Annotated in this window: 27 protein-coding genes; 14 read left to right on the top strand and 13 right to left on the bottom strand. The window is 64.4% G+C overall.

Annotation, left to right across the window (positions count from 1 at the left end; all coding sequences use genetic code 11):
• Window positions 1–33 precede the first annotated feature (33 nt).
• Together GYK42_RS09655 and GYK42_RS09660 are read left to right on the top strand one after the other, a co-directional pair.
• Complete coding sequence (locus tag GYK42_RS09655; protein WP_166447325.1) at window positions 34–2,727, top strand: polysaccharide deacetylase family protein; 2,694 nt, start codon at window positions 34–36, stop codon at window positions 2,725–2,727.
• On the top strand, window positions 2,728–3,108 hold the full coding sequence (locus GYK42_RS09660; protein WP_166447326.1) for an immunity 22 family protein: 381 nt from the start codon (window positions 2,728–2,730) through the stop codon (window positions 3,106–3,108).
• On the opposite strand, the gene GYK42_RS29670 is transcribed toward GYK42_RS09660, so the two are convergent.
• Window positions 3,093–4,316 carry a response regulator gene (locus GYK42_RS29670; RefSeq protein WP_166447327.1) on the bottom strand — a complete coding sequence of 408 codons (1,224 nt, stop codon included), beginning with the start codon at window positions 4,314–4,316 and terminating at the stop codon, window positions 3,093–3,095. The genes GYK42_RS09660 and GYK42_RS29670 overlap by 16 nt on opposite strands.
• A gap of 96 nt (window positions 4,317–4,412) precedes the next feature.
• On the opposite strand from GYK42_RS29670, the gene GYK42_RS09670 reads away from it, so the two are divergent.
• Together GYK42_RS09670 and GYK42_RS09675 are read left to right on the top strand one after the other, a co-directional pair.
• Window positions 4,413–6,485 carry a TonB-dependent receptor gene (locus GYK42_RS09670; RefSeq protein ID WP_166447328.1) on the top strand — a complete coding sequence of 691 codons (2,073 nt, stop codon included), beginning with the start codon at window positions 4,413–4,415 and terminating at the stop codon, window positions 6,483–6,485.
• Between the two features lie 17 nt (window positions 6,486–6,502).
• Complete coding sequence (locus GYK42_RS09675) at window positions 6,503–7,048, top strand: RNA 2'-phosphotransferase (RefSeq protein ID WP_166447329.1); 546 nt, start codon at window positions 6,503–6,505, stop codon at window positions 7,046–7,048.
• Between the two features lie 4 nt (window positions 7,049–7,052).
• On the opposite strand, the gene GYK42_RS09680 is transcribed toward GYK42_RS09675, so the two are convergent.
• From GYK42_RS09680 to GYK42_RS09725, 10 genes are all read right to left on the bottom strand, one after another.
• Window positions 7,053–8,252 (bottom strand): PepSY-associated TM helix domain-containing protein, encoded by a 1,200-nt coding sequence (locus tag GYK42_RS09680; protein WP_166447330.1) that lies wholly within the window; start codon window positions 8,250–8,252, stop codon window positions 7,053–7,055.
• Window positions 8,252–10,720, bottom strand: coding sequence for a TonB-dependent siderophore receptor (locus tag GYK42_RS09685; protein WP_166447331.1), 2,469 nt, complete (start codon window positions 10,718–10,720; stop codon window positions 8,252–8,254). The genes GYK42_RS09680 and GYK42_RS09685 overlap by 1 nt, the downstream gene beginning before the upstream one ends.
• A gap of 94 nt (window positions 10,721–10,814) precedes the next feature.
• Window positions 10,815–11,801, bottom strand: a complete 987-nt coding sequence (locus GYK42_RS09690; RefSeq protein ID WP_166447332.1) for a FecR domain-containing protein — start codon at window positions 11,799–11,801, stop codon at window positions 10,815–10,817.
• Window positions 11,798–12,307 (bottom strand): sigma-70 family RNA polymerase sigma factor, encoded by a 510-nt coding sequence (locus GYK42_RS09695; RefSeq protein ID WP_166447333.1) that lies wholly within the window; start codon window positions 12,305–12,307, stop codon window positions 11,798–11,800. The genes GYK42_RS09690 and GYK42_RS09695 overlap by 4 nt, the downstream gene beginning before the upstream one ends.
• Window positions 12,308–12,435: 128 nt before the next feature.
• The gene (locus GYK42_RS09700; RefSeq protein WP_166447334.1) at window positions 12,436–13,554 is read right to left on the bottom strand and encodes a HupE/UreJ family protein; all 1,119 of its coding nucleotides are present in this window, start codon (window positions 13,552–13,554) and stop codon (window positions 12,436–12,438) included.
• A complete protein-coding gene (locus GYK42_RS09705; protein WP_166447335.1) occupies window positions 13,551–14,762 on the bottom strand; it encodes a hypothetical protein in 1,212 nt (403 codons plus the stop codon). The genes GYK42_RS09700 and GYK42_RS09705 overlap by 4 nt, the downstream gene beginning before the upstream one ends.
• A gap of 77 nt (window positions 14,763–14,839) precedes the next feature.
• Window positions 14,840–15,082: a hypothetical protein gene (locus tag GYK42_RS09710; RefSeq protein ID WP_166447336.1), complete on the bottom strand. Its 243-nt coding sequence runs from the start codon at window positions 15,080–15,082 to the stop codon at window positions 14,840–14,842.
• Window positions 15,083–15,095: 13 nt separating this feature from the next.
• A complete protein-coding gene (locus GYK42_RS09715; protein WP_166447337.1) occupies window positions 15,096–16,595 on the bottom strand; it encodes a DUF4331 domain-containing protein in 1,500 nt (499 codons plus the stop codon).
• Between the two features lie 375 nt (window positions 16,596–16,970).
• A complete protein-coding gene (locus GYK42_RS09720; protein ID WP_166447338.1) occupies window positions 16,971–17,618 on the bottom strand; it encodes an NrsF family protein in 648 nt (215 codons plus the stop codon).
• Complete coding sequence (locus GYK42_RS09725; protein WP_166447339.1) at window positions 17,615–18,211, bottom strand: sigma-70 family RNA polymerase sigma factor; 597 nt, start codon at window positions 18,209–18,211, stop codon at window positions 17,615–17,617. Before GYK42_RS09725 ends, GYK42_RS09720 begins: the two co-directional genes overlap by 4 nt.
• Before the next feature lie 131 nt (window positions 18,212–18,342).
• On the opposite strand from GYK42_RS09725, the gene GYK42_RS09730 reads away from it, so the two are divergent.
• The 9 genes from GYK42_RS09730 (at window position 18,343) to GYK42_RS09770 (ending at window position 24,234) form a co-directional block, all read left to right on the top strand.
• Window positions 18,343–19,149 carry a DUF1223 domain-containing protein gene (locus GYK42_RS09730; RefSeq protein ID WP_240943532.1) on the top strand — a complete coding sequence of 269 codons (807 nt, stop codon included), beginning with the start codon at window positions 18,343–18,345 and terminating at the stop codon, window positions 19,147–19,149.
• Entirely contained in the window at window positions 19,149–19,745 is a 597-nt protein-coding gene (locus tag GYK42_RS09735) for a cytochrome b/b6 domain-containing protein (RefSeq protein WP_166447340.1), read from the top strand. The genes GYK42_RS09730 and GYK42_RS09735 overlap by 1 nt, the downstream gene beginning before the upstream one ends.
• A gap of 49 nt (window positions 19,746–19,794) precedes the next feature.
• Window positions 19,795–20,526, top strand: coding sequence for a molybdopterin-dependent oxidoreductase (locus GYK42_RS09740; RefSeq protein WP_431190166.1), 732 nt, complete (start codon window positions 19,795–19,797; stop codon window positions 20,524–20,526).
• A gap of 83 nt (window positions 20,527–20,609) precedes the next feature.
• A complete protein-coding gene (locus GYK42_RS09745) occupies window positions 20,610–20,882 on the top strand; it encodes a pentapeptide MXKDX repeat protein (protein ID WP_166447342.1) in 273 nt (90 codons plus the stop codon).
• A gap of 131 nt (window positions 20,883–21,013) precedes the next feature.
• Window positions 21,014–21,298 (top strand): DUF6881 domain-containing protein, encoded by a 285-nt coding sequence (locus tag GYK42_RS09750; RefSeq protein WP_166447343.1) that lies wholly within the window; start codon window positions 21,014–21,016, stop codon window positions 21,296–21,298.
• Between the two features lie 96 nt (window positions 21,299–21,394).
• On the top strand, window positions 21,395–22,615 hold the full coding sequence (locus GYK42_RS09755) for an MFS transporter (protein WP_166447344.1): 1,221 nt from the start codon (window positions 21,395–21,397) through the stop codon (window positions 22,613–22,615).
• Window positions 22,616–22,623: 8 nt separating this feature from the next.
• Window positions 22,624–23,010 (top strand): DUF5071 domain-containing protein, encoded by a 387-nt coding sequence (locus tag GYK42_RS09760; protein WP_166447345.1) that lies wholly within the window; start codon window positions 22,624–22,626, stop codon window positions 23,008–23,010.
• Window positions 23,007–23,606: a DUF6714 family protein gene (locus GYK42_RS09765; protein WP_166447346.1), complete on the top strand. Its 600-nt coding sequence runs from the start codon at window positions 23,007–23,009 to the stop codon at window positions 23,604–23,606. Before GYK42_RS09760 ends, GYK42_RS09765 begins: the two co-directional genes overlap by 4 nt.
• A complete protein-coding gene (locus GYK42_RS09770) occupies window positions 23,593–24,234 on the top strand; it encodes a CatA-like O-acetyltransferase (RefSeq protein WP_166447347.1) in 642 nt (213 codons plus the stop codon). The genes GYK42_RS09765 and GYK42_RS09770 overlap by 14 nt, the downstream gene beginning before the upstream one ends.
• Here the strand turns inward: GYK42_RS09770 and GYK42_RS09775 are convergent.
• Window positions 24,231–24,989, bottom strand: coding sequence for an AraC family transcriptional regulator (locus tag GYK42_RS09775; protein ID WP_166447348.1), 759 nt, complete (start codon window positions 24,987–24,989; stop codon window positions 24,231–24,233). The genes GYK42_RS09770 and GYK42_RS09775 overlap by 4 nt on opposite strands.
• Before the next feature lie 86 nt (window positions 24,990–25,075).
• On the opposite strand from GYK42_RS09775, the gene GYK42_RS09780 reads away from it, so the two are divergent.
• The gene (locus tag GYK42_RS09780; RefSeq protein WP_166447349.1) at window positions 25,076–25,837 is read left to right on the top strand and encodes an alpha/beta fold hydrolase; all 762 of its coding nucleotides are present in this window, start codon (window positions 25,076–25,078) and stop codon (window positions 25,835–25,837) included.
• 5 nt (window positions 25,838–25,842) lie between these two features.
• Here GYK42_RS09780 and GYK42_RS09785 read toward each other — a convergent pair whose 3' ends face one another.
• Window positions 25,843–26,484, bottom strand: coding sequence for a LysE family translocator (locus GYK42_RS09785; protein WP_034755914.1), 642 nt, complete (start codon window positions 26,482–26,484; stop codon window positions 25,843–25,845).
• Between the last annotated feature and the right edge of the window lie 69 nt (window positions 26,485–26,553).

Consider the following 26,553-nt stretch of genomic DNA (forward strand, 5'->3'; position numbering starts at 1 on the left):
CTATGCATAGTATGTGAAGGGAATGACAAGCCTGTGACTTCCAAGCCGATCAAGATCGCCGCCACCGTTGTCGTGGCTCTCGCCGCTGGGGCCGGCATTTATACGTACACCCGCCCGGCCGTCACGGCCACGCCCGGCGCACCCGCATCGGGCAGCCCGGCCGCCGCGCCCCAATCGACCGTCGATACTGCCGCCGTGGCCAGCCAGTTCCGCGACTTGCTGGGCAATTTCCGCAAGATCATCGTGCTGCTGGCCGACGAGCAAAGCTTGCCCGAAGGCGCGCGCGACGAAGCCCGTAAAGTGGGGCAGGCGCTGTTCCATGACAACCAGGAACGCATCGCCAGACTCGATCTTGCGCTTGACCAATTGACGGCGCCCACCAATCCGGGCCGCTTCGAGGCGCTCGACAGCCTGCTGACGTATATCGAATCCGATCCCGGCCTGTACGACGCGGACCGCCTGGCTTTCCGCGAACTGCTGCAAAGCATGCTGGCTGACGTGGCCAAGGATTCCTCCTTGCCGGCGATCAAGCTGCACAAACGCATTTCCGAAGACCTGGACGCGCTGGGCGAGATCGAGCGCAATTACGAGAAGGAAATCCGGCAAATCTTCGGCAACCTCGGCCAGCGCGCCATCGAACTCAAGCGCGAGCGGTGGGACGATTATGTGGCGCAGCTGAAAAAACTCTACAGCCGCGAACAGATTTTGAAAGAAAACGGCATCGTCGTGCCGTATGCGGTGCCGCCGGCAGGTTCTGTGCCCGAAGCCCAGCCCGCGCCAAAGAAAGACGAGGCGGAGATCTTCGGCCTGGGCTTGCCGAAGAAGACCATCGTGCTGACCTTTGACGACGGCCCGCATCGCCGCTACACGGAAGAAATCAGCGCCATCCTGAAACAATATGGCGTGCCGGCCGTTTTCTTCAACGTGGGCCGCAATCTCGGTTCGCTCGATGCGGAAGGCCACGCCAAGCTGAACGCGGGCGCGGAAGTGAGCCGCAAGCTGATGAAAGAGGGCTATGCCGTGGGCAACCACAGTTTCAGCCACGCACAATTGTCGAAACAGACGGGCGACAAGCTGAAGGGCGAAATCCTCGGCACCGACACTTTATTAAAGGCCATCAGCCCCGAGCGGGCCGCGCTGTTCCGCTTTCCGTACGGCGCGCGCAACAGCGAAGGCATGGCCGCGCTGGCCGATGCGCATCTGAAATCCGTGATGTGGAATATCGATTCGCTGGACTGGGCCGACCCCGTGCCTAGTTCCATCACGAACCGGGTGCTGGCGTCCGTCGACAAGGCGGGGCGCGGCATCATTTTGTTCCACGACATCCACGAACGCACGGTGAAAGCCTTGCCGGCCGTGCTCGACAAGCTGATCGCCGAAGGCTATCAATTCGCGGGCTGGGATGGCACAAGCTTCCAGGTGGCAAAAAGCTCGGCGCCCGCGCCGGAAAAGGTGCCCGTGACCACCGGTTACGCCAATTCCTGGGCCGTGGTGATCGGCATCGACGATTATGCGAAGTGGCCGAAATTGCAATATGCGGTGCGCGACGCGCAAGGCATCCGCGAAACCCTGATTGAAAAGTTTGCGTTTGCCCCCGAGCGCGTCGTGACCCTGAAAAATGGCGAAGCGACGCGCAACAATATCCTGGCCGCCTTCCACGACAAGCTGGCCCATGGCGGCGTGCAAAAGAATGACCGCATCTTCGTCTTCTTCGCCGGCCACGGCGCCACGCGCAAGCTCAGTTCCGGGCGCGACCTCGGCTACATCGTGCCCGTCGATTCCGACCCGGCGCAGTTCGCCACGGATGCGATTCCGATGACGGAAATCCAGAATATCGCGGAATCCCTGACGGCCAAGCACGCGTTCTTCGTCATGGACGCGTGCTATAGCGGCCTGGGCCTGACGCGCGGCGCCGGTTCCAGTTCCTTCCTGCGCGACAACGCCAAGCGCATCGGCCGGCAAATGCTGACGGCCGGCGGCGGCGACCAGCTGGTGGCCGATGGCGGCCCGAACGGCCACTCCGTGTTCACGTGGACCCTGCTGCAGGGCCTGGCGGGCAAGGGCGACCTCAACGGCGACGGCCTGATCACGGCCACGGAACTGGCGGCCTACGTGGCGCCGGCCGTGTCCAGTGTATCGAACCAGACGCCCGCGTTCGGCAGCCTGCCCGGTTCGGAAGGGGGCGATTTCGTCTTTGAATTGCCGGGCGAAACGGAATTCCTCAGCCCGAACACGACGCAGCTGTCGACGGAAGCCATTGCCCTGAATAGCAAGCTCGACGCCAAACCGGCAGCGGCCAGCGTGACGGTCAAGGATTTGCAGGGCGGCGAACAGAAGATCGTCACGCCAGGCGCCGTGCCAAGCTCGACGCGCCAGCTGGCGCAGCGGGCCAACGACCGCGGTTTGCAGCTGTACAAGGAGAAACAGTATGCGGCGGCGGAAGCGCAATTTACGGAAGCGCTGAAATTGCGCCCCGACTTCGCGCTGGCGGCGAATAACCTGGGCTTTGTTTTCTACAAGCAGGAAAAATACCGCGAAGCGGCCCGCTGGTTTGAAAACACGGTCAGGATGGACCCGTCGCGCGCCATCGCCTATCTGAATCTGGGCGATGCCTATGCCAAGGCCGGCGATGCGGCCAAGGCGAAAGCCGCCTATAAAACCTATCTGGAACTGGCGCCGACGGCCTCGACGGCCCCGGCCGTACGGCAAAAGATGGAGAAGCTGTAGTTGGCCAATACTTTGCCCATCGTCCACGTGTTTGCCTGTAGTGGCCGCTTCCGCAGCTGGGAAGCGCTGCAGGCATATTTGTCGCCCACGTACACGGAAGATGGCGATGCCGTGCCGTCGTCATTCATCCTGGAAACGGGCCTCACGTGCTACGAGCCGGCATGTTTTGAAAGCGCCATGCTGGCGTCGCCCGCGCCGCTGGCGCAATTGCTCGATGGCGTGTCGTATCCCGACAGCTGGCTGGCGCAGGCATGCGCGGACGCGGATGGGCGGCACTTGTTGGCCGATACGGCCGTCTGCGTGTTTGCACCGAACCAGCTGGCGCACCCGCAGCGCAGTTCGTTGCATTACGTGGGCAGCTATGCCTACGTTGGTGGCTGAGCACCATCCTCGCGTTGCTCATGCAGTAGCTTGTTGATTGCCGCCAGAAGGCTGGTGCCCGACGTGGTGATGAAACGGGCGCCTGCCGCCTGCGCTTCCGTGCCGTAGCTGGCCACCGTATCCTTGCTGCAATACACGACGATGGGCAGCTCCGGCAAGGTCTGGCGCACTTCGCGCACCGTGCGCACGCCCGCGTCCTTGATGTGCCGGCGGTTTTCCACCCTTGCCATGTCCGTGATTAGCAGCGCATACGGTTTCTGTTGGAGCATGGACAGCGCTTGCCGCGTCGATACGGCCTGATCCACCTTGATGTTTTCCCGTGCCAGCTGTTCCACCAGCAAGGTATTGTTGCGCGGATGGTCGTCCAGCCACAGCACGAGGCTGGCCGGCTTTTGCGCCGTCGGCACGCCAGCCAGGGCCGTGACGGCCGCGCCGCCATCGGGCGGGTGGGCCAGCAGCAGCTGCGTGACGGCTTCCTGCATGTCGTCGAGCGATTTTTGCTGCAAACGGCTCAGTTCCGTCACTTCGATTTCCTTGCCGCTCTCCAGGCGCACGGACTCGTTCTTGACAAGGCTGTCGGCCCGCTTGATGATGATGGACAGGTAAATGCGCGTAAGAAGGTAGCCGATCAGGAAACCGTGCACGGAAAAGAACAGCATGATGCCGCCGACCACCGCCATGGCCGTGGCCGTATCCGTGGCCAGGCTGGGCGCGATGAAGGCGGCCATGCTGCGCGCGCTGCCGGGCAGGCTTTTGAGCTCGATCAAGCCCACGCCGACGATGATTTTCGTCAGCCAGTCCGATACTTCCACCAGATTCGAATTGATTTCCATGGGCGTGGGCGTGCCCAGGAACAGGGTATTGCTGGTGTTGCCGGCCGCCGCATCGGCCCCGGCGGCTGGCGGCTCGTCCGTGGGACGGCCCTTGCCACTGGCCCGCTCGTCGGATGGGGCCATGTTGACGGTGCCCGAAGGCAAGGTGCGCGGGATGCCGAACAAAAAGCCCAGCAGCATGCCGCTGACGCAAAAGCCCAGGCTCCACAGCAGGGCCGGCACGGCGTGGTAATAGGGAGGCAGCAGGGCGCCCGCCAGTACGGCCAGCAAGCCCGCCAGCAGGATGAACAGCAGGATGTAAGGCAGTACGTCGCGCTTGCGCACGGCAGCGGCGGCAGTTTTTGTTGCTTTTCCGTTGCTGTCACTCTGGTCCACGGCCGCTCCTTGAAAAATCCTGAATCCAGGCACCGAGCCTGCCGCGTATATAGTTCGTGGGAAGCCCATACTGACATCATAAAAACGGGAGACGCGATGCGATTGATAAAAAGCAAACGGATGGCAGCTTGTGCATTGGCATTGTTGAGCGTGGGACGTCAGGCGCTGGCGCAGGACGGGGCCGCAACAGTTGCCGATGAGACGCGCACCGTGCGCGTGACAGGCCACTACGACAACGCCGTCGGCACGTCGGACGCGGCCAGCCAGGGCGTCATCACGACTGAGTTGATTGTCAACCGGCCCGCCTTGCGCACGGGCGAATTGCTGGAATTCGTGCCCGGGCTGATCGTCACCCAGCACAGCGGCGACGGCAAGGCCAACCAGTATTTCCTGCGCGGCTTCAATCTCGACCATGGCACGGATTTCGCCACTTACGTCGACGGCATGCCCGTCAATATGCGCACGCATGCGCACGGGCAAGGCTATTCCGACCTCAATTTCCTCATTCCCGAGCTGGTGCAGCGCATCGATTACAAGAAAGGACCATATTTCGCCGGCGAAGGCGATTTCGCCTCGGCAGGCGCGGCGCGTATCCGTCTGGCCGACAAGTTGCCGCAGGGTCAGGCCAGCGTGTCCGTCGGCCAGCACGGTTATGTGCGCGGCGTCGTCGCCGACTCGTTCGGTGCCGGGCCTGGCACCTTGCTGGTCGGCCTGGAAGTGAACCGCAACAACGGTCCTTGGGACGTTCCGGAGCGCGTGCGAAAATACAGCGGCGTACTGCGCTACAGCCAGGGCACGCCGGACGACGGCTTCAGCGTGACGGGCATGGCGTATAAAAACAGCTGGAACGCCACCGACCAGGTGCCGTTGCGCGCCGTGGAATCGGGCCAGATCGGCCGTTTCGGCAGCCTGGCGCCCAGCGATGGCGGCGATACCTCGCGCTACAGCCTGTCGTACGCGATGCGCAAGCGCACGGACAACCGGCTGTTCGAATTCGACGCCTACGTGATCCGCTCGCAGCTGGAACTCAATAGCGACTTCACGTATTTCCTTGCCAATCCGCAACAGGGCGACCAGTTCCAGCAAAGCGAGCGGCGCACGGTGGCCGGTGTGAACGCCAGCGAAAGCTGGAATACGCAACTGTTCGGTCTCCCCCTGCGCAACAAGCTGGGCGTGCAGGCGCGTTTCGACCGGCTCTCGCCCGTGGGCCTGTACAACACGGTGGACAGAGTACGCCAAAGCACGGTGCGCGAAGACCGGGTGCGCGAAAGCAGCATCGGCGTGTATGGCGAAAACACCGTGCAATGGCTGCCCTGGCTGCGTTCCGTGGCGGGCGTGCGCTATGACGCCTACCGTTTCAACGTGGACAGCAGCATCGCCGGCAACAGCGGCGCGGCGAACGACCACGTGGTGTCGCCGAAACTGTCCTTGATACTTGGGCCGTGGAGCAAGACGGAATTTTTTGTCAATTACGGCAAGGGCTTCCACAGCAACGATGCGCGCGGCACGACGCAGACGCGCTTGCCCGACGGCACGCCATCCACGCCCGTCACGCCGCTGGTGCCGACGAAAGGCATGGAACTGGGCGCGCGCACGGAATGGCTGCCTGGCCTGCAAAGCTCGCTGGCCCTGTGGCGCCTCGATATCGCGTCGGAATTGCTGTTCGTGGGCGACGCGGGCGAGACGGAAGCGAGCCGCGCCAGCCGCCGCCACGGCATCGAGTGGAACAACCATTATATTGCCGCACCGTGGCTGCTGTTCGACCTGGACCTGGCCGCTTCGCGCTCGCGCTACACGGAAAACGACCCCGCCGGCAACTATATACCCGGTTCAATCGACAAGGTGGCCTCGTTCGGCGTGACCGTGACGGACCAGGGCCCGTGGTCGGGCGCCTTCCAGCTGCGCTACTTCGGCCCCCGTCCCCTGATCGAGGACAACAGCGTGCGCTCGGCCTCGACCACCCTGGCGTATGCGAGAGTGGCGTACCAGCTCAACCGCAAGACGCGCTTGTCGCTTGACGTGTTCAACCTGTTCGACAAGCGCGCCAGCGACATCGATTATTACTACGTCTCGCGCCTGCCCGGCGAGGCCACGGAAGGGGTGAATGACCGGCATTTCCATCCGGTGGAGCCACGTTCCGCACGCCTGACCTTGTCATACGCGTTCTGATAACGGTAGACTGGGGCATGACAGATCACTTAGTAAATACCAGTAAATTCCTTTCCCTCATACTGCGCCACGCCCCCGAAAAAATCGGCCTCGCGCTCGATCCCCAAGGCTGGGCCGACATCGCCCAGCTGCTGGCGCTGGCGACCCAGCATGGGCGCCGCATTTCGCGTGAACAATTGGATGACGTGGTGGCGCGCGACAGCAAGACGCGCTACGCCATCAGCGCCGACGGCTTGCGCATCCGCGCCAACCAGGGGCATTCGCTGGCGGCCGTCGATATAGCCTTGCCGCCCGCCACGCCACCCGCCATGCTGTACCACGGCACGGCCAGCCGTTTTGTCGAGGCGATCCGCGCCGGCGGTTTGCTGCCGGGAGCGCGCAACCACGTGCACCTGTCCAGCAACCGCGAAACGGCCGTGGCCGTTGGCGCGCGCCATGGCAAGCCCGTTGTGCTGTCGGTCGATGCGGCTGCCATGCAGGCGCAGGGCCACGCATTTTATGTGTCGGACAATGGCGTGTGGCTGACACAGGCCGTGCCGGTGGCCTTCATCGGCTTTCCCTGACTAATTAATGACTTAGCGCTTTGGCCCTGGCTTGCCCCTGGCGCTTGCGGCGCCAGATCAGCACGCCCGTCACGCTCAAACCCGCCACCAGCATGCCCATGGCGCAGATGAACATTTTGAAGGGCCAGCCCCACATCGAGGCCATGTGCAGGGCGCTGATCCAGCTGCGGATGGTGTCTCCGCTGGCCGCGCCCGTGGGCAGCCAGGTGGCCAGCTGCCGGCCGCTGGCCGCGTCGAAAAAGATGGTGGTCAGGCCTTTGTGGGCGCGCACGTCGCGGCTGCTGCGCACGTTGTAGCTGTACACGCCCAGCGCGCGTTCGTAGGCCAGGGCGTTTTCCTCGAGGATGGTGAATCCGTGCTGACGCGCCAGCGCGTCCATCAACTGGCGGCCCTGCGCGCGCGCGGCCGGCCAGTCCAGCTGCGGCCCCGGCGACGGCGTGTGCCGCGCGACGATTTCTTCGGCACCCTGGTGGGCAAACAGCGGATGCATGACGGCCGCATAGGCGCCGTACAGGTTGAAGGCGACGCCGCTCCAGGCAAACACCAGCAGCATGGCCCACAGCCACAGGCCGCCCGCGCGGTGCAGGTCGAATACGAGTTTATAGCTGCCGCCGTTGCGGCGCAGCAGCCATGACGGGCGCCAGCGCAGCAGCCACGGTTTGCTGCCCGGCGAGCGTTTTTTCAGGCGAGCGGGGAAGGTCAGGGCGGCGCCGATGAAGCAGTCGACCGTCCACACGATGGCGATCAGGCCGAACATCAGCAAGCCCGTGTCGCCCAGCGCCAATGCGTAATGCAGGCGCTCGATGAAGGGCAACAGGTTGATGGCGCCCTCGCTGATCTGGCCCCAGCGACGCTGACCCAGCACGGCCCCCGTGTAGGAATCGACGAACACTTCGTCGCTGGCCAGCGGGGCGTCGTCCGCCGTACGCAGGTAGAACACCATGCTGTGGCCGGGTGGCGCCGACAGCGGCGCGTAGCTGACCTGCGCCTGGGGAAAGCGCGCAGCGATCGTCTCGCGCAGCAGCAGGGCGTCGAGCGGCGCAGCGCCCGGCGTGGGCGGCGCCACCCGGAAGACGGCGGGCAGCATGGCCGCCTCCAGTTCATCCTTCCACGCGAGCGCGCTGCCCGTGACGCCGGTCACGATGAGGAAGCCGGCCATCAGCAGGCCGGCATAGCGGTGCATGGCCGCCAATACAGGGCGCATCAGAACCTGTACATGGCGCTGACGTTGGCCGTGCGTTCCGCATTGCGGTAGCACAGGTTGGGCAGGTAGCCGCAGTCATACAGGGTCTGCTTGTTCAGTACATTGTTGACGTTGAGGGCAAACTGCCACGGCCCGCGCGACACGCCCAGCGCCGCATCCCACTGGGTGATGCCGCCATTGCGGATGTTCAGGTTTTCGCCGTCGGAATTCGAGCGCATGGCGCCGAGAAAACGCATGCCCAGCGCCGCATACGCGGGCAGGCTGCCGGCCAGCGTGAACGATTGGCGGGCCCAGGCCGAGGCGCTATGGCGCGGCGCGCCCGCTTGCTGCAAACCCAGGTCGCCATTGTTGCTCTTTATGACCTCCGTATCGAGGTAGGTGTACTGGGCGATCAGGCTCAGACGGCTGGCGAACTCCGTGCGCGCTTCCAGTTCGACGCCGCGCGACTTGACCTGGCCCGTCTGCAGCAGGAAACCCGGATTCCCGATGTCGGACGTGGAGACATTGTCGCGCACCAGGTCGAACACGGCTGCCGTATAGCTGGCGCGCTGGCCCACAGGTTCGTAGCGGACTCCGGCTTCGAACTGCTTGCCGCGCGACGGTTTCAAGGCGCCGCCGCCCATCGTCGTGCCCAGTTCGGGCGAGAATGAACTGGCATAGCTGACATACGGCGCCCAGCCGTCATCGAACAGGTAGACGGCGCCCAAGCGGCCCGTGGTGGCCGATGGCGACTGGTGGTAGTCGGGTTTGACGGCGCCGGTATTGAGGTCCGTGACGTCGCGCGATTGCGTGGTCTTGTCGCGGCGCAGGCCCGCCGTCACGACCCAGCGCTCCCATTTCAGTTGATCCTGCGCGTACAGACCCAGCTGGCGCGAAGGGGCAGCGGCACGCGTGGGCGCCTTGGACGGGACCAGGGGCTGCTTGCCGTACACGGGCTGGTACAGGTCGAGCGGTTCGATAAAGCCCCGCTGATGGCGGTAGTCGTCCGTGTTGCGGATGTTCGCGTAATCGACGCCCAGCAGCACCTGGTGCGTCAGGCTGCCCGTGGCAAACTTCGCCTGCAGCTGGGTATCGGCGAACAGGCTTTTCGAATCCGTGTCGACGGGCCAGAAATATCGATCAACGGTACCGTCGTCGTTCAGGCCTCCGGGGAACATGTCCGTGCGGTCGTTCTTCAGGCGCGTATAGCGCAGGTTCTGGCGCAGCGACCACGTATCGTTGAATGTGTGCTCGAACTCGTAGCCCAGCATGGTGTTGCGGCGCTTGAAGCGGTTATCGTCGCCCATCAGGTTGACTCTTGGATCGACCTGGCCGCGCGGGCCAGGCACCAGCAGCTGGTTCGGGAACGCGTACTGCTGGTTGTCCTGCTCGTAGCGGGCCAGCAGGGTCAGACGCGTGGCGGGGCCTGCCTGCCAGGTAAGCGAAGGCGCAAAGTACAGGCGGTTGTCGCGGTCGCGGTCCAGCCGCGTATGGGCTTCGCGACCCAGCATGACGACCCGGTAGGTCCAGGCGCCCGGCGCGTCGATGGTGCCGCCCACGTCGGCTTTCAGCTGGCGGCGCTGGTAGCTGCCGTACTCAATTCCCACTTCGCGCACGGCGTCCGCGCTGGGACGCTTGCTGACGGCGTTGACCATGCCGCCCGGCGGTATCTGCCCGTACAGCACGGACGCGGGGCCGCGCAGCACTTCCAGGCGTTCCAGGCCATACGGTTCGATCGAGGCGCCAAAAGTGCGGCCCGAGTTGCGCAAACCATCTTGCAGGATGCCGTTCGTCTCAATGGTGAAGCCGCGCAGCAGCGAGGAATCGTCGCTGCCCAGCGGGCGCTGGTTCGGTGTCACGCCGGCCGTGTAGCGCAGGGTTTCGTCGAGCGACTCGGCATTGCGGTCGCTGATTTCATCGGCCGTGACGACGGACACGGATTGCGGGTTTTCATTCAGAGCCGTATCTGTCTTGGTGGCCGAGCCGGCGCGCCTCGCCACGTAGCCGCGCACGGGTCCCGTCGCCGTTTCGCGTTCGCTGCTGGCATTGATGGTGATGGCGGGCAGGGTGGCACTGGCCTGGGCCGGCGTGGCTGCCGGCGCTGGCGCAGTCTCCGGCCGCAGCGCATACGCGCCGTTGGCGCCCGCCACCACGCGCACGCCCTGGCCGCGCAGCAGCTCCTCGAAACCCTGGCGCACCGTGTAGCTGCCCGCCAGGCCGCCGCTGCGCTTGCCCTGCAACAGGGCCGCGTCGGCCGACAGTTCCACGCCGGCCGCGCTGGCGAACGTTGTCAATGCCCGCTCCAGCGGTCCGGCGGGTACCGCGTACTGGCGCTTCGCTTGCGTATTCTCTAACGTCTGGGCGTGGGCGGCAGGGGCAGTGACGGCCAGGGCACCGACGGCGGCGCCAGCGAGGAACAGGGCCTGGATGGCGGCGGCGAGGGGAAACGGACGCAGTTTGTGCGCGGGTGCGGTCAGGCGAGGGGGCATGGTGCAAATCCTTGGAAAGTGGCGGGAAAAAATTGGTTCTTCCCGTATTCCGAATGAAAAGCCAAAACCCTCAACGTTTTTTCACTTATTTTTTTCAGGCGGCCCGGCGCGGCCCCACGCTGACCCAGTAGCGCGTGCGATAAACCAGCTGCACAGGCAGGCTGGCGGCCAGGTTGGCCAGCGAGCGATCCGTGTCGCGCAGCGAATACACGCCCGTCACGCGCAGGCCGGCAATGGATTCGTCGCAGCGCAATACGCCGTGACGATAGCGCCCCAGCTCGGCCAGCAGCTCGTCCAGGCGCATGCGCTCGGCCACCAGGCTGCCATCGGCCCAGGCGGCGGCACTGTTTTCGACGTTCGTGACATCTTGCACGTCCAGGCGCGTGTAGCCAGCCTGCTGGCTCGCCTGCAAGTGCAGGGAGGGGGCGCCCTCCTGCAGCGGCTGCAGGGCCACGGCGCCCTGGAACACGGCGACACGGCTCTCGCCGTCATCGAGGCGCACACTGAAACGCGTGCCCAGCGCCGTGACCGTGCCCTGCGGCGTTTCCACCAGCAGCGGACGGTAAACGGGCGTCGTTTCATGCGCGCTGGTGACGAGGATGGCGCCCGCGCGCAACACGATGCGCCGTTCATTGGGGCCGTAGCGCACGTCGATGGCGCTGGCCGTGTCGAGCACCACGTGCGTGCCGTCGGCCAGCACGATGGCGCGCGTCTCGCCGACCGACGTGCGGTAGCCGCTGGCGGCGCTCTGCCACAGGCCCGTTTCGTGCGCCAGCATGGCCGTACCGCCGCCCGCGGCGATCAAGCCCAGCAGCTGCAAGGCGCGCCGGCGTCCGGTGACACGGCGCTGAACCGGCGCCAGGGCGCCGCGCGCCACCTCGCGTGGCAGTGCGTCGAATTGGCGGGCAAAACGCTGCAGCCGCGCCCAGGCCCGTTCGTGTTCGGGGTGGGCGGCGCGCCAGGCGGCGCAGGCGTCGGCATCGGCCGCGCTGGCGTCTTCCGCCCACAGCCGCGCCATCCACTCGGCGGCGCGCTGCAGCACGGCGGGGGCGATGGGGGCGTTATCCAGTTGGAAACTCATGCGAATTGCGCCGCGCAGCAGGCCAGCAAGGCGCGGGCGATGTATTTTTCCACCGACGAGACGGACACCTCCAGGCGCGCGGCGATGTCGGCGTAGGCCATGCCTTCGAGTTTGCACAGCAAGAAGGCGTCGCGCACTTTAGCGGGCAGTCTGGCCAGGATGGCGTCGATTTCCATCAGCGCCTCGACGATCAGCGCACGCATTTCCGGCGTGGGTGCGGCTGCTTCCGGCTGCGCGGCGACGGCGTCCGCGTAGGCTGATTCGATATGCCGGCGGCGGAACAGGTCGACCACGAGGCCGTTGGCGATCTGCGCCAGGTGCTGGCGCGATTCGTCGCGCCCGGGCGCGCGGCCCCGCGCGAGGATGCGCAGATACGTGTCGTGCGCCAGGTCGGCTGCATCGAAGGCGTTGCCCAGCTTGCGACGCAGCCAGCCCTGCAGCCAGCCGTGGTGGTCGCTGTAGAGCACTTCGATTTGCCGGTGCAGTTCCAGTTCGGGGCGTAGCATGCAACCTTTCCATGCCATGGTCCGCGGACAAACAGGCCTTGATGCGATTGAGAATTGTTCGTATTGTAGCCCGGTTGCGCGTGCTTGTGGCTGACTAGTGGTTCGCTAGTGGCGGGCCAGCAACGTCATTAAGCTGAAATCAGCTTGATATCGGCAACCCGCTCCACCAGCCAGACGGCCGCCACCAAGGCGATGGCCAGCGAGCCGACGGTCAGCACTTGCCGGTACAACCAGGTCTTGCGCAGCAGCCAGGCGAGGGGCAGGAAGGCGGCGACGATGGCCAGCTGGCCGATTTCAACGCCCACGTTGAAGCCCAGCAGGCTGGCCAGCAATGAACCCTGCGGCAAGCCCAGGTCGCGCAGAACGCTGGCAAAGCCGAAACCGTGGATCAACCCAAACGCGAAGGCGGCTACGGGGCGCTTGCCCCGGAACAGCGGCAGCAGGTTATTCAGCGCGGCCAGGATCACGGAAGCGGCGATGGCCGATTCGACCCAGCGCGATGGCAGCGAGACGAGCGACAGGCTGGCCAGGCTCAGGGTGATGGAATGGGCAAGCGTAAATGCCGTGACGACTTTCAGTACGTCATAGAACGCTGCTTTCAAACCTTGCTGCTGCTCGCGCAAGCCAGGCAGCAGCACGGCCGGCAGCAGCAAGGACAGCAAGAACAAAATATGGTCGTAGCCGATCCAGATATGCCAGATGCCGTGTTTCACGTAGGCGCCGAACTGCGCCAGGCGGTCGGGCGCTGCCAGGGAAATCGTCTGGCGCGGGCTGTCCGGGTCGAAGATTGCCGTTTGCGTGGCGCCGCCGCTATCAATCTTGAGCAAACCCTTGTGCTGCGGATCGAGGTCGGCGAACAGGGTGTAGCCGATGGCAAGGCTGGCCGGGGCAGCGCCGGGGCAGCTGGCCTGGAAGCGCAGCACGCTGTAGGAGCCGTCTGTGTGATGATCGATCAGCTGCTCCGTGGCCTTCAGGGGGCAGATGCCCTGGTCGCTGGCCACTTGTAGGCGCTGCAAGGCGTAGGCGGCGATGGCGTCGTGGCGCGCGCGGATTTCATCCCACGTCAGCGCGCCGTCGCCGTTGCCATCGAGGCCGATGGCGAAATCGAGGTCGCGCAGGGCGATATCCCATTGCCCCTCGATCTGCTGGCCATGCACGGCCAGGCTCAGGTAACTGTCGCTGGGCTTGTGGGCTTGCGCGGGCGCGAGCCAGGCGCACAGCAGCAGGATGAACAGGCATCGCTTCACAGTACACCTGCCTTCTTCGCAGCACTGATTTTTGCGCCATCCTGCGGCCCCAGCTGCCTGACGAGGCGCTGCAAGGCCACGTCTTCCACGCCATTGGCCGCGATCCAGGCCAGCACGGGCTGTGCCGCCGTATAGTTGCGCGCGGCCAGCGATGCTTCCAGCAAGATGCGCATGTCGGGCACTTCCTTCTGGATGGCCCAGTTTTTCTGCGCCAGTTGCAAGGCGGCGGGGACATCCTGCTGCAAAAACAGGGCGAAACGGGCTTGTTCGCGCTGGTGCACGGTGTCGCCCCGCTGCATGGCGGCGTTGAAGCGGGCCGCCAGTTCCGCTTTCGCCGGCAGGAACGCCGGCTGCTGGCCAGGCTGCGCCTGCAGGGCCAGCGCGTAACGCAGCAGCAGGGCGTCGATGCGCTGCTGCTCTTTCAGCAGCTTGACGACTTCCTGCGGGCGCTGGCGGTCGAGCAGGAAATCCGCGTAGGCGCCCAGCAGATAGCTGTCGCGCGGCTGCTGCGCCAGCGCCTTGGTGTAGCGCGCCTCGGCCAACGCCCACTCTCCGCGCCGCGTGGCCATTTCCGCCAGCAGGGTTGCTGCCCAGCTTTCCAGTTCGGGCGCCGCGCCAGCGCTGCGCTGCAAGGTCAGGTCCAGCAAGCGCTCGCTGGTGGCGGCGCGGCCCGTGACGCTGGCCACGTTCGCAATGCAGGTGACGGTGACAAGCTGCGCCGTCAAGGCTGACAGCCGGGCGCAGCTGGCCGTCGCTTGCGCGTAGTCGCCTTGCACGGTGAGCACGGTGGCGCGCGTCAGCCAGGCCTGGCCGTTGCCCGGTTCCTGGGCGATGACGGCATCGAGGTCTTGCAGGGCGGCGCCGAAATGGTGGGTGCTTTGCAAGATGGTGGCGCGCAGCAGGCGCACGGGCACGGGCGGCGCAGCCTGCCGCCACCAGGGCGCCAGCGCCGCCTGCGCATAACCGAGGTAGCGCGGATCCGTTTCGCTGCGGGCAAGGGCGATGTAGCGCTGGGCCAGGCCGGCGGCCAGGGCCAGGTCTTGCGGCGCGGCGTCGAGTTGCTGGCGCAGGCCGCGCAGGGCCAGTTGCGTGGCGTCGGCGCGGCGCGGCAGCTGTTCGATGACGGCGCCGCCATCTTTCGGCGTGTAGGGCGCGGCCCATGCCAGCAAGGGCAGACAGGCGCACAGCAGGGAAATCGGTGTTTTCATCGGGGATGCCATCGATGGTGGAGTGACACGGGCGCCGGAGAACGCTGTCTCCGGCGCCCGCGCTCAGTTACAGCGCGTTACAACGGTACCGGCTCCGTATTTTCCGGAGACGTCGCCATGATGGCGTCGATGGCCACGCCATCCTTGTCATCGCTGGTGGTCAGGATGACGTTGCTGACGGCCACATAAAACGTGTCGAGCAGTACGACGGGAGGCGGGTTGTTGCCGCCGTTATCGCCGCTGTGGCTGCTGCTGCCGCCACCGCAGCCGGCCAGCAGGACCGTGAGCGCCAGGGCGCCGCATGCATAGAGCTTTTTCATCGCGTTCTCCTGGTTACAGCTGCGGCGAACCGGCCACGGGGTTTTTCAGGTAGGGGAAACCTGCCGTGAACGACGTTTCGTCGAGGAAGGCGCCATCCGTGAAATGCAGGCCGCCGGCGGGAGCGTCGGCCGGGGCGCAGCCGATGTTCAGGGTGCACAGCTTGCCCATGGCCACGCGCAGGACCACGTCGACCACGTCGTCGCCGGGGCGGCGGCCGTTCGGGAAGCCCGCGTTATCGCCGCCGATGACGCCGAGGCGGTTTTGCGCACCGACGTTGGTGGCCGCGATCGAGGTGTTCAGGCGCAGCATTTCGGACGCCGTCACGGTGACGGGCTGGTTCACGCCCTTGATGCCCGTCAAAAAGGTGGCGACCAGGTCGTTGCGGGGAAAGTTGGTGGGCGCCTTGGCGCCGGCCGAGCCGTACAGCACTTCCACCAGGGCGGGAGCGGTCGGGTTGGTGACGTAATCGGCAAATTGCGCGTCGCCCGACGGCTTGCTGGCGTTGAAGCGGTCCTTGTCCTTTAGGCCGATCACCAGCTCATTTACCAGCGGCATGCCCAGGCGCGACACTTGCACCCACGCGCCGCCTTCCTTCGAGGCCGCGGTGGCCGTGCCCGGCGCCGGGTTCAGCAGGCGGCCTTGGCGCAGGCTGGCCGTGGTCCAGCCGCCGATGACGGGGTCCAGGCCCGCCGTCAGGCAGGCGGTCGGCACTTCCATCTCGATGGCCGTGACGTTTTTCTTGGCCAGGTCATCCTTGGCAGCGGACTCCGCATTCGCGGCAAATTCCGTGGCGGGCGCCTTGATGTTGATCAAGTCGAACGTTTCGCCCAAGTTCACCACGAACGGGTCCTTGCGCTGGCCGACGAACATGCGCGCCGGCGTGGCGCAGCCGGGAATGTTCACGGCGTACACATGCTGCGCGGCATACGCGGCGTAGTTGGGGATGGCTTTGTTGCCGATATTGTCGACGGGCTTGTCGAAGGTCGTGCCGCCGCCCGTGGCGTTCGTGACGCTGCTGCGCGTGCCCGTGCGGCGGTCGCCCCGCACCACGGTGACGCTGTAGGTTTCGCGCACGTTCAGGCCGGCCGGGTTGACCGTGTCGATGGCGCCGCCGTTGATGACGAGCGGAATCGATACTTTCTTGCCGCCCACGGTGAACTGGCCATCCTTGATGGTGTTGGTGAAGCGAAACTGGAAGGTGAGGTCTTCCTTGCCGTCGCCATTGTTGTCGATATGGATTTCGTACAGGGCGTTCGGGTCCATGGCGAAGTAATTCGGGCCGCCGTAGGCGTCCTGCAGGGGAATATAGTCGGCCACCAGCGTGGTGTAGGCGCCGCGTCCCGTTTCATAGCTGCGGAACATATAGAAGTCGGTGGCGTCGACTTTCGGGTTTTGCGTGATGAACGGCGCTTCGCGGTGGCTGGAAGCGTAGGCGGCTGGCGCGATGGCCAAGGCCAGCAAGTTGCCCAGAAGGGCGGCACCCAGTGCGGTTTTTGAACGGAACAATGACATGTCGATTCTCCCTGAATTGTTATACGCATACATAGGACTAGTCTGGATTACGAGGCTGCATGACTTGTACGGGGCGCCAGCACGATCGGATTCACTGCCTACGAATTATTTTTTGGGTAGTGCAATGAACGGACGTCGATCGTCAGAGGCTGGCGCGCGAGCTTGAATCTACGCGGGTATTGCAGATCAGCAAGAAAAAATATTTTGTGGACAAGAACAGACAGCCGCGCCAGTGATGGCGATAGCCTGTTGCGCTATGTCAAGGCCTATGTCAGGGCAGCGCGGGGAGGGGGAGAATGCGTGACTTTGCGGATATGAAGTCGATAGACGCGAAAAAGCCGCTTGACCGGCGTCCCGCTTGCGGGGACAGTGCGTTCACCAGGCCAGTGCTTTAGGGCCGATGGCCGCGCCGATGGCGGTCGGCACCAGCATGCCCAGCACGTACCAGAAACCGACGAAGCTGGCGGCCAGCTCGGGGCAGTGCAGGCAGTACACGAGGGCCGCCATGGCGCCAGCGGCAAAACCGGCGGCCGCGCCGGCCAGGCGCAGGCGCGTGGGCGCCAGCTGGCGCATCAGGCGCAGCACGGCGGCCAGGATGGGCAGCGACAGCAGGGCGATGAGTAAGGGGCAGCTGCGCCAGGTGGCGCCCCAGAACAGCTCGGCGCGTTGTCCGGGCGGGGCTTCCTGCAGGATGATGGCGCCCAGCGCCCACATCAGCAGCAGGGGCATGGCGAGCAACAGGGGCAGGGCGCGGGTGGCGGCGCCCGGCATGCACAGGCGGCGGCTGACATGCCAGGCCGCCAGGGAGAGGCAGATGACGAAACCGACCTTGATCCAGAAGTCGGGCAGCAGGGCCAGCTGTTCCAGGTTGGGCCGCACGCCCAGCAACATGGCCATCAGCGCCACGCTGGCCAGCAGCCCGGCGCCCAACGTGCCCGCGGCGCGCCAGTGCGTGCCGGGCGGCGGCGCGGCGGCCACGTCGGGGCCGCTGGCCAGCATGGCGATCAAGTCATCGGTTTTCATGGTGCTATCCCTTCATTGCCGGTTCTTAAATTGGCCGCCAGTGCCTTCAAGCCGCGATGCACGGCCACTTTGACGCTGGCTTCCGAAATGTCCATGGCGGCCGCCGTGTCGCGCACGGACCAGCCGTCGAGCTTGGTATGCACGATGGCGTTACGCTGCTGCGCGGGCAAGGTGGCCAGCAGCTTGGCCAGGTCGCGGCTGGCTTCGGCCGCCTCGGCATTGGCGCTGGAAAACAGTTCTTGCGCGCTATCTTCTTCGTCATACGGCAAGTGCTGCGCCTCGCGCCGCCCATGCCGGCGCAGCCAGTCGATCAATTTATACCGTGCGATCGCATGGATCCACGACGTCAGCGGCACACCCGTATCGTAGGTCAACCGCTGGTTGTGGATGGCCAGCAGACACTCCTGCACCAGGTCTTCCACCTCGTCCGGCCAGCGCTGCAGGCGTTTGCGCAGGAACGCGCGCAAATGGCTGCTGGTGGCCTGCAAGAAACTGCGGTAGGCCGCCGCATCGCCATCGAGCCCGCGCAGCATCAAGCCATGCAGCCGCAATTCCGTGCCATGCAGGCGTTCGCTTACAGGTATTCGTTGCATGCAGGCCTTTGGTGACAGGCGTTGGAAAAAATAAATTCAAAAAATAATGGAGGGTGGCTGTAACCAATCCGCGGCATGCGGCGAATTGACAGGCAAGCACGCTTCTTAATTCAATATACCGGGTAAAGACCATGGACATCAAGCACCGCCTTGCAACACTCTTTTTACCCGTCCTGGGCATGGCCGTGGTCGCCCCGGCCTTGGCGCAGATGGCGGCCGGCCAGCGCTGCGCCGTGCAAAGCGGGCCGCGGACGGCGGCGCTGGTGGAACTCTACAGCAGCGAAGGCTGCTCCAGCTGTCCGCCCGCCGACCAGCGCCTGAGCGCCTTGCGCAAGGAAGCGGGAGCGGCCAGCCTGATCGTGCCGCTGGCCTTGCACGTCACCTACTGGGACCAGATCGGCTGGACGGACCCGCTGGCGCAGGCGCAATTCGATGCGCGCCAGGCCGAGCTGTTGCGCCACCAGCCGCGCCACGTGGCCTATACGCCCCAGTTTTTTGTGGGCGGCACGGAATTGCGCAGCTGGGATACGCAGCTGCCGGCCGCCATCCGCCGCATCAATGCGACCGCCGCGCCCGTCAATATCAACCTGTCCGCCACGCCGGGGCCGGGTAGCAAGCTGCTGCTGGAAGCTGATGCCAGCGCGCCGGACGCGCGGACGGGCGGCCAGTTATATGTGGCCATCAGCGAAAGCGCCATCGTGTCCAAAGTGCTGCGCGGCGAAAACCGCGGCGCCACCCTGCGGCACGATGCGGCCGTGCGCCTGTGGCTGGGACCGGTTGCGCTGGCGCAGGGCCGCGCCCAGCTGCGCCGCGAAGTCAAGCTGCCCACCAGCTGGCGTCCGGAACAGCTGCAAGTGGTGGCCTTCGTGCAGCGCAGCGACAGCAGCGCCATCCTGCAAGCCGTCAGCACGGCATCCTGCGCGAAGGGAGCGATGTGATGAACGGGCAAGCAAACGTGATCCACCCCGCCTGGCTGCGCATCACGCACTGGCTCAATGCCGTGGCCGTCGTGGTGCTGGCCACCAGCGGCTGGCGCATCTATAACGCGGCGCCGTTTTTCCCCTTCGAACTGCCGCGCGCCCTGACCCTTGGCGGCTGGCTGGGCGGCGCCCTGCAGTGGCATTTTGCCGCCATGTGGCTGCTGGTGGCCAATGGCTTGCTGTATCTGGTGATTAACATCGTCTCGGGACGGCTGCGGCGCCAGTTCTTCCCCCTGTCGCCACGTCTGCTGCTGGCTGATTTCATGGCCGCGCTGAAGGGCAAGCTGGCCCATGCGGACCCGCGCCACTACAACATGGTGCAGCGCGCCGCCTACCTGTTCGTCATGCTGGACTGCATGGTGCTGGTGCTGTCCGGCCTGGTGTTATGGAAATCCGTGCAATTCCCCCTGCTGCGCGAGCTGATGGGCGGCTACGAGAGCGCCCGCAGGGTCCACTTCATCGCCATGGCGCTGCTGGCGGGGTTTGTCGGCGTGCACCTGCTGATGGTGGCGCTGGTGCCGCGCACCCTGGTCGCCATGCTGCGCGGCCGCTAAGGAGACGGTCATGAAAAAATCCATCCTCGTGCAAGAAGAGGGCCAGGCCATGCTGGCCGACGCCTTGCGCCAGATTAAACAACCGTCGCGGCGCCTGTTCCTGCAGCGCAGCTTGAGCCTGGGCGGCCTGTCCCTGTTGACGGGATGCAGCGCCAGCGACCCGGCCGGCATCGAAACGGCTTTGACGGCGGTGTCGCGCATGAACGACCGGGTACAAGGCTGGCTGTTCGACCCGAGCAAGCTGGCGCCCACGTATCCCGATTCCATGATCACGCGGCCGTTTCCGTTCAACGCGTATTACGGCGAAGATGAAGTGGAAGAGGTCGACGGCGACGCCTGGCGCCTGGAATTGAGCGGCTTGATCGCCGACAATAAGCCGTGGACCCTGTCGCAGCTGCGCGCCTTGCCGCAGGAAACGCAGGTGACGCGCCATATCTGCGTGGAAGGCTGGAGCGCCATCGGCAAGTGGGGCGGCGTGCCATTTTCCCATTTCCTCAAGCGGGTGGGCGCCGACACGACGGCCAAATACATCGGCTTCAAGTGCGCCGACGATTACTTCACGAGCATCGACATGGCCACGGCCCTGCATCCGCAAACCATCATGGCCCTGACCTACGACGGCCAGGAATTGCCGCCCAAGTATGGCTACCCGATGAAACTGCGCATGCCGACCAAGCTGGGCTACAAGAATCCAAAACACATCCAGGCAATTTTCGTGACGAACACCTACCCGGGAGGGTATTGGGAAAACCAGGGCTACAACTGGTTCGGCGGCTCTTGATCACTTTTAGTAACACCTGTAGCACAGCAACAGCTTTACCACCGGGCAATCTTGCCCATCCCACACTGAGACAAGGACATATCATGAAAACCACCATCACCGCCATCATCGCTTCCGCCATCCTCATGTCGGGCGCCGCTTTCGCCCAGGACGCCATGAAAAAAGATCCGATGGCCAAGGACGCTTCGGTCGACGCCATGCACAAGGATGCAATGGGCAAGGACGGCATGAAGAAGCCGATGGCCAAGAAGCACATGAAAAAAGACCACATGGCCAAGGATGGCATGGCGAAAGACGGCATGAAGAAGGATGAAATGAAGAAAGATGGCATGGCCAAGGATGCGATGGCCAAGTAAGGATAAGTAAGGCGGCTTGCCTTGCGCCGCTGTCAGCCTCGACCGAAGCTGACAGCGATGCTAGTTGCATCAGGGTTCCATTGGAGCATGCTATATTTGTATTATCTTTCTCTCAATGCGGGAATTTTCCGATGCGCTATATCGACGTCACATGGTTCCATGAGAACAAGGCTGATCCGGTGCGCCTGATGTCCGAGCTTGACCGTAACGGTTATGAAACGCGCAAACTGGAATTTTTCATCGATGGCGGCGTCGGTTTCGCCCATGTTACGGCGGCATCGATGGCTGTCGAACTGGGGAACGTGCCAGTCCCGCCGCTGGACGAGATCAATGCTCATGCCGAGTTTTCCGGCGTAGAAATTTGTCAGGCGGACTTTGAGCAGGCGTGGCGCCAGGCGCTAGGCAATCAATGCTAGTGCGGCGCAAGCTTGCTTGGCGCTGCCAAATCAAGATGATCCGCGCCGATTGGTGTAAGCTGATCGCCTCCTGATTTCCCGCATGTACCGTCATTCATGACCGACCCCTCCGCCACCTCGCTGTCCGCCACCTCCACCGTTACCGACAAATCCCTGCGCCGCCGCTCGCTGTTCGCCGCCTGCAGCGCGCATGCCGTGCACGACGGCCTGACGGACGTGATCTATGTGCTGCTACCCATCTGGCAGGCGCAGTTTGCCATCAGCTATGCCATGGTGGGCCTGTTGCGCGGCTCGTACTCGGGCATGATGGCCGGCTTCCAGTTGCTGGCCAGCCGCATGGCCAGGCGCTGGGGGCGCGAACGCCTGCTGGTGGGCGGCACGGCGCTGGCCGGCGTCGCCTATCTGGTCGCGGGGCAGGCGGGCGGCCTGGCCGTGCTGCTGTTCGCCTTGCTGCTGGGCGGCCTGGGCGCCAGCACCCAGCATCCGCTGGCCTCGTCCATCGTCACCGACACGCACGAGGCGGGCGGCGGCGTGAAGGAGGCGCTGTCGCACTACAACTTTGCCGGCGATATCGGCAAGACCCTGATACCCGCGCTGGTGGGTTTGCTGTTATTAGTGTGCAGCTGGCAAGCCAGCGTCTCGCTGCTGGGCTTGCTGGGGCTGGCGGCGGCCGGCTTGCTGTGGTGGCTGCTGCCCAAGCCCGGCGACATCCAGGCCAGCCAGAAAAAAGTCAGCAAGCCCATTGCGGGCAATGGTTCGCCCGCGAGCTTCCGCGCCTTGCTGGCCACGGGCACCCTGGACAGCGCCGTGCGCATGGGCTTTCTCACCTTCTTGCCATTCTTGCTGAAAAGCAAGGGGGCGGGCACGGCCGGCATCGGCGTGGCCTTATCGTTGCTGTTCGTGGGCGGCGCCTTTGGCAAGCTGCTGTGCGGCTATCTGGGCGCGCGCATCGGCATGATGAAAACCGTATGGCTGACGGAATCGATGACCTCGCTGCTGATCGTGCTGGCCCTGTGGCTGCCGCTGGCCGGCGTCATGGCCATGCTGCCGCTGCTGGGGCTGGCGCTGAACGGCACCTCGTCCGTCCTGTATGGCGCCGTGCCGGAACTGGCCGAGCCCGGCAAGCGCGAGCACGCGTTTGCCCTGTTCTACACGGGCAGCATCGGCGGCGGAGCGCTGTCGCCTGTGCTGTTTGGCGCGCTGGGCGACCATACGAGCGTGCCCACGGCCTTGCTCGTGCTGGCGGCCGTGTTGCTGCTCACTTTACCGCTGGCGTGGAAAGTGCAGCGGGGCCTGGCGCACGGCGGCGCCGCATGACACCACGCATGACTCTGCCATTGCCACGCGATAAACACGATACGCAGCATGCGCAAGCCCTGATCGCATTGCCATGGGACGACATTGCTCCTGCCATGCCGCAGATCCTGGAGTGGGTGCAGGATGCGAACTGGCCCGTGGCCGCCGTGCTGCTGCCGTATCTGGCGGATATCGGTCCGCGCCTTGGCCCGCATGTGAAAACGGTACTGGCCGGTAACGACGAACAATGGAAGTATTTTATTTTGCAGGGCATCGTGCGCCATGCTCCTGGGCTGGCGGCGGCCTTGAACGGTGAATTGACCCGCTTTGCCCTGACGCCAACGCCTGGCGAGCTGGAAGAGGGCGTGGCGGAGGTGGCCCGGGCCATTTTGGGGATATCCAGGGATTTTGAATGAATTGTTCAGATAATTTATCGACGGCCACGGCGGACGCGGCCAGCCTGATCGCCTGCATTGAACGCGAGTTCGCTGGTACGCAGCGCGCGGAAACATCTTTGCGCCAATTTCTCTTGACGGATAAATACGGTATGTCGGAGGACATCAGCGAGAGGGAATGGGTGGCAAGCGGCAAGGATCGAGTCGATTCGATTTGGCAAGAGATTCCCGATGCTGAAATCGAGGAGTGCGAAGGTTTGCTCGCCCATATGGAGGCTGAGGAATTTCTGTATTACTTGCCGGCATACATGCGCTACGCCGTGGCATATCAGCATAGGACAAGCTGGGAAACAGATGTGCTTGGAATGACGGTGCATGCGCTTTCTCCGTTTGAACGGAACCGGGATTTGCGCGCGCATGCCATCGCGAAATACGCCGTCTTCAATGCGGCGCAAAGACATGCCGTCGTGCTATTCCTGACATTTGTCGCGCAGGTGGATGAGAGCCTGTCCGGACAGTATGCGCTGGACGCCCTGGCAAATTACTGGCAAGCCGATACGGCACGACTTGCCCGCCAGCACTGCCATCGTCTACACTCGCCGCATGAAAAATTTTGAAAAGCGGCGCGACCGCTATGACTTGTTCCGGGCGTTTGACAATCCCCTCGTCAACATCAATTTCCAGCTCGACGTGCCGGATTTCCGGCCCTGGTGCAAGGAACGGAAAATTCCCGTATTCCACTTTTTCCTGTTTTGCCTGCTCAATACGGTCAGGGAGATCGACAATTTCATGTACCGCATCTACCAGGGCGAAGTGATCAAGATCGACGATTTTCCCGCTTCCTACACCGTCATCAACGGCGACGAAAACCTCAACTACACGCGCTTCGCGATGACGGACCAGCTCGATCTCTTCATCGCGCGCAGCCTGGAAGCGAAACGCCTTGCCGAAGCAAGTTCCGCGCTGATCAATACGGGTGAAGGAGAGACCGAGCGCGAGCAACGCAATAATATCTTCATCACCTGCCTGCCTTGGCTGGAGCTGGCAGCCATCGAGCACCCTGTCTACCGCCACGGCGACGCCGATATCCCGACCTTTACTTGGGGCAAGTTCGGCCCCGCTCAGGACGATGGCCGCATGCGCGTGCCGTTTTCCGCGCAAGCCCACCATGGCTTTGTCGACGGCTACCATGTGCAGAAACTGGCGCAGGCGCTGGCGCAGCGCATCGCCGCCATCATTTCCTAGGTTAAATAGTCGCTGGGCGCCTGGCCCAGTACGCGGCGGAAGGCGGCCGTGAAGGCGCTGGGGCTGGCATAGCCGAGGTCGAGCGCCACGCGGGTGACGGCTTGCCCCTCGGCCAGCCGCGTGATGGCCGCCAGCAGGCATGCTTGCTGGCGCCATTGGGCAAAGCCCAGCCCCGTCTGGGCGCGGAACTGCCGCGTAAAGGTACGCCGGCTCATGCCGGCCTGCGCCGCCATCGCATCGAGGCCGCTGTCCACGCTCGGTTGCTGGAGCATCTCCATGCATAGCCGCGCCAGCCGCGGTTCCTGCGGCAGGGGCGCGCTCAGGGGCAGGGGCCGGGCGGCGGCAATCTCATCGAGCAGCAAGGCCATCAATCGTCCGGCCCGAGATTGCTCCGCATACAAGGCATCGACGGTCATGGCCTCGGCCAGCAACTGGCGCAGCAGCGGCGGTGTGTCCAGCACCTGGCAGTGGGACGGCATGCCGGCTCCGGCGATGGCTGGTGCATCGATAAATATATTGTGCATGGTCACGGCGCCATGCATGCGCATGCCGTGGACGAGCTGGGCCGGTACCCAGCAGGCGCGTTGCGGCGGCACCAGCCAGTTGCCTTGCGGCGTGTGCACGCTGATGACGCCGCGCGCCGCATGCGCAAATTGCCCGCGCGCATGGCTGTGACTCGGAAACATTGCGCCTGCCGCATAGTCGCGCACCGTGGCGACCAGTGGGCGGGGCACTTCCGTATAAAAATCATCCATGGCCCATACTCTACAGTATTTGACCTGCTAGTGAAGGCGGGCCGCTTGCTTGTCGCTTACCATCACACTCTTTTTCAGGAGTGAACATGCATAATACCTGTCATCGCGTGGGCCATGGTCCCCACGCCGTCATCGTCCTGCACGGCTGGTTTGGCGACGCGCACGCGTTCGCGCCGATGGAAGCGGCCCTTGATGGCGATGCTTTCACCTATGTCTTCATGGACAATCGCGGCTATGGCGGCATGCGCGGTGCGCAGGGCAGCTACTCGATGGACGAGGTTGCCCGCGACGCCCTGGCCCTGGCCGATGCGCTGGGCTTCGCCACCTTCAGCGTGGTGGGACACTCGATGGGCGGCATGGCGCTGGAACGGCTGGCCTTGCTGGCGCCCTTGCGTTTGCGCAAGCTCGTGGCCGTGGCGCCCGTGCCATGCTGTGGCGTGACGCTCGATGGGGCGGCGCGGCAACTGTTCCTCGACGCCAGCGGGAACGTCAATGCGCGGCGCGCCATCATCAACCGCAGCACGGGAGAACGCTTGCCTGCCGTCTGGCTGGACTGGAAGGCGCAATATTCGTGGGAAAGTGCGGATCCGGCCGCGTTCGCCGCCTATTTCCTCGCGTGGAGCGAAACGGATTTCAGCGAAGAAATCAAGGCAGCGCGTGTGGCACTGCCATTGCTGGCGCTGGTGGGGGAGCATGATCCCCGTTTCGATGCGGCGCTGATGCGCCGCACGTATCTGGCGTGGTACCCGCAAGCCCGGCTCGAGGTGCTGGGCAATACGGGACACTATCCGATGAATGAAACGCCGCTGGCCCTGGCGGCCAGCATCGAGGCGTTTTTATTGGCTTAGTGGCTTTACGCCGCCTTGCTGCGCAGGCGCAGCAGGCTCAGTCCCAGCAAGACGAAGGCGCCGCCCGTGATGCGGTTGAACAACTTGGCGCGGCCCGGCGTGGCCAGCTGGGTTTTCAGCAGGCGCGCCAGGTTGGCGTAGAACAAGTGGGCCAGCATGGCGCAGGCGACAAACGAGGTCGTCAGCACGGTGAACTGGATGGCCACGGGCTCGCCTGGCGTGATGAATTGCGGGAACAGTGCCGAGAAGAACAGGATGGCTTTCGGATTGGTCAGCGCCACCGTCAAGCCCTGGCGGAACAATTTCCAGAACGAATTCGGATTCGCCGCGCCGGCCACCACGGGCGCATCGGCCACGACGCTGGTCTTGCTGCGCCATTGCTTGATGCCCAGGTACACGAGGTACAGGGCGCCGGCCAGTTTCAGCAGCATGAAGGCCGTGGCCGAGGTGGCCAGCACGACGCCCATGCCGGCCATGGCCACGCCGGAAATGATGAACAGGCCAAAACCATTGCCCATGCTGCTGATCATCGCGCGGCGCGGGCCGACGGCGATGGCGTTCGAGATGGCCAGCAAGACGGCCGGGCCGGGAGAAAACGTGACGAGCAGGGCGACGCTGCAGAAAAGCAGCCAGTTCGAGAGGTGCATGGATGTTCCTGGGTGGGGCCGAAGCCGGTTTGAGAGTAAAAGCAGCTATATTGTACGAAGTTTTCGGCT

Origin of the sequence: Janthinobacterium lividum, assembly GCF_011601275.1 — a bacterium.
Taxonomy (GTDB): Bacteria; Pseudomonadota; Gammaproteobacteria; order Burkholderiales; family Burkholderiaceae_D; genus Janthinobacterium; species Janthinobacterium lividum_E.

Coding starts and splice junctions, on each gene's coding strand:
- GYK42_RS09670 (WP_166447328.1), top strand. CDS start 4,413: ATGCGATTGATAAAAAGCAAACGGATGGCAGCTTGTGCATTGGCATTG.
- GYK42_RS09675 (WP_166447329.1), top strand. CDS start 6,503: ATGACAGATCACTTAGTAAATACCAGTAAATTCCTTTCCCTCATACTG.
- GYK42_RS09680 (WP_166447330.1), bottom strand. CDS start 8,252: ATGCGCCCTGTATTGGCGGCCATGCACCGCTATGCCGGCCTGCTGATG.
- GYK42_RS09685 (WP_166447331.1), bottom strand. CDS start 10,720: ATGCCCCCTCGCCTGACCGCACCCGCGCACAAACTGCGTCCGTTTCCC.
- GYK42_RS09690 (WP_166447332.1), bottom strand. CDS start 11,801: ATGAGTTTCCAACTGGATAACGCCCCCATCGCCCCCGCCGTGCTGCAG.
- GYK42_RS09695 (WP_166447333.1), bottom strand. CDS start 12,307: ATGCTACGCCCCGAACTGGAACTGCACCGGCAAATCGAAGTGCTCTAC.
- GYK42_RS09705 (WP_166447335.1), bottom strand. CDS start 14,762: ATGAAAACACCGATTTCCCTGCTGTGCGCCTGTCTGCCCTTGCTGGCA.
- GYK42_RS09710 (WP_166447336.1), bottom strand. CDS start 15,082: ATGAAAAAGCTCTATGCATGCGGCGCCCTGGCGCTCACGGTCCTGCTG.
- GYK42_RS09715 (WP_166447337.1), bottom strand. CDS start 16,595: ATGTCATTGTTCCGTTCAAAAACCGCACTGGGTGCCGCCCTTCTGGGC.
- GYK42_RS09720 (WP_166447338.1), bottom strand. CDS start 17,618: ATGAAAACCGATGACTTGATCGCCATGCTGGCCAGCGGCCCCGACGTG.
- GYK42_RS09725 (WP_166447339.1), bottom strand. CDS start 18,211: ATGCAACGAATACCTGTAAGCGAACGCCTGCATGGCACGGAATTGCGG.
- GYK42_RS09730 (WP_240943532.1), top strand. CDS start 18,343: ATGGACATCAAGCACCGCCTTGCAACACTCTTTTTACCCGTCCTGGGC.
- GYK42_RS09735 (WP_166447340.1), top strand. CDS start 19,149: ATGAACGGGCAAGCAAACGTGATCCACCCCGCCTGGCTGCGCATCACG.
- GYK42_RS09740 (WP_431190166.1), top strand. CDS start 19,795: ATGCTGGCCGACGCCTTGCGCCAGATTAAACAACCGTCGCGGCGCCTG.
- GYK42_RS09745 (WP_166447342.1), top strand. CDS start 20,610: ATGAAAACCACCATCACCGCCATCATCGCTTCCGCCATCCTCATGTCG.
- GYK42_RS09750 (WP_166447343.1), top strand. CDS start 21,014: ATGCGCTATATCGACGTCACATGGTTCCATGAGAACAAGGCTGATCCG.
- GYK42_RS09755 (WP_166447344.1), top strand. CDS start 21,395: ATGACCGACCCCTCCGCCACCTCGCTGTCCGCCACCTCCACCGTTACC.
- GYK42_RS09760 (WP_166447345.1), top strand. CDS start 22,624: ATGACTCTGCCATTGCCACGCGATAAACACGATACGCAGCATGCGCAA.
- GYK42_RS09765 (WP_166447346.1), top strand. CDS start 23,007: ATGAATTGTTCAGATAATTTATCGACGGCCACGGCGGACGCGGCCAGC.
- GYK42_RS09770 (WP_166447347.1), top strand. CDS start 23,593: ATGAAAAATTTTGAAAAGCGGCGCGACCGCTATGACTTGTTCCGGGCG.
- GYK42_RS09775 (WP_166447348.1), bottom strand. CDS start 24,989: ATGGATGATTTTTATACGGAAGTGCCCCGCCCACTGGTCGCCACGGTG.
- GYK42_RS09780 (WP_166447349.1), top strand. CDS start 25,076: ATGCATAATACCTGTCATCGCGTGGGCCATGGTCCCCACGCCGTCATC.
- GYK42_RS09785 (WP_034755914.1), bottom strand. CDS start 26,484: ATGCACCTCTCGAACTGGCTGCTTTTCTGCAGCGTCGCCCTGCTCGTC.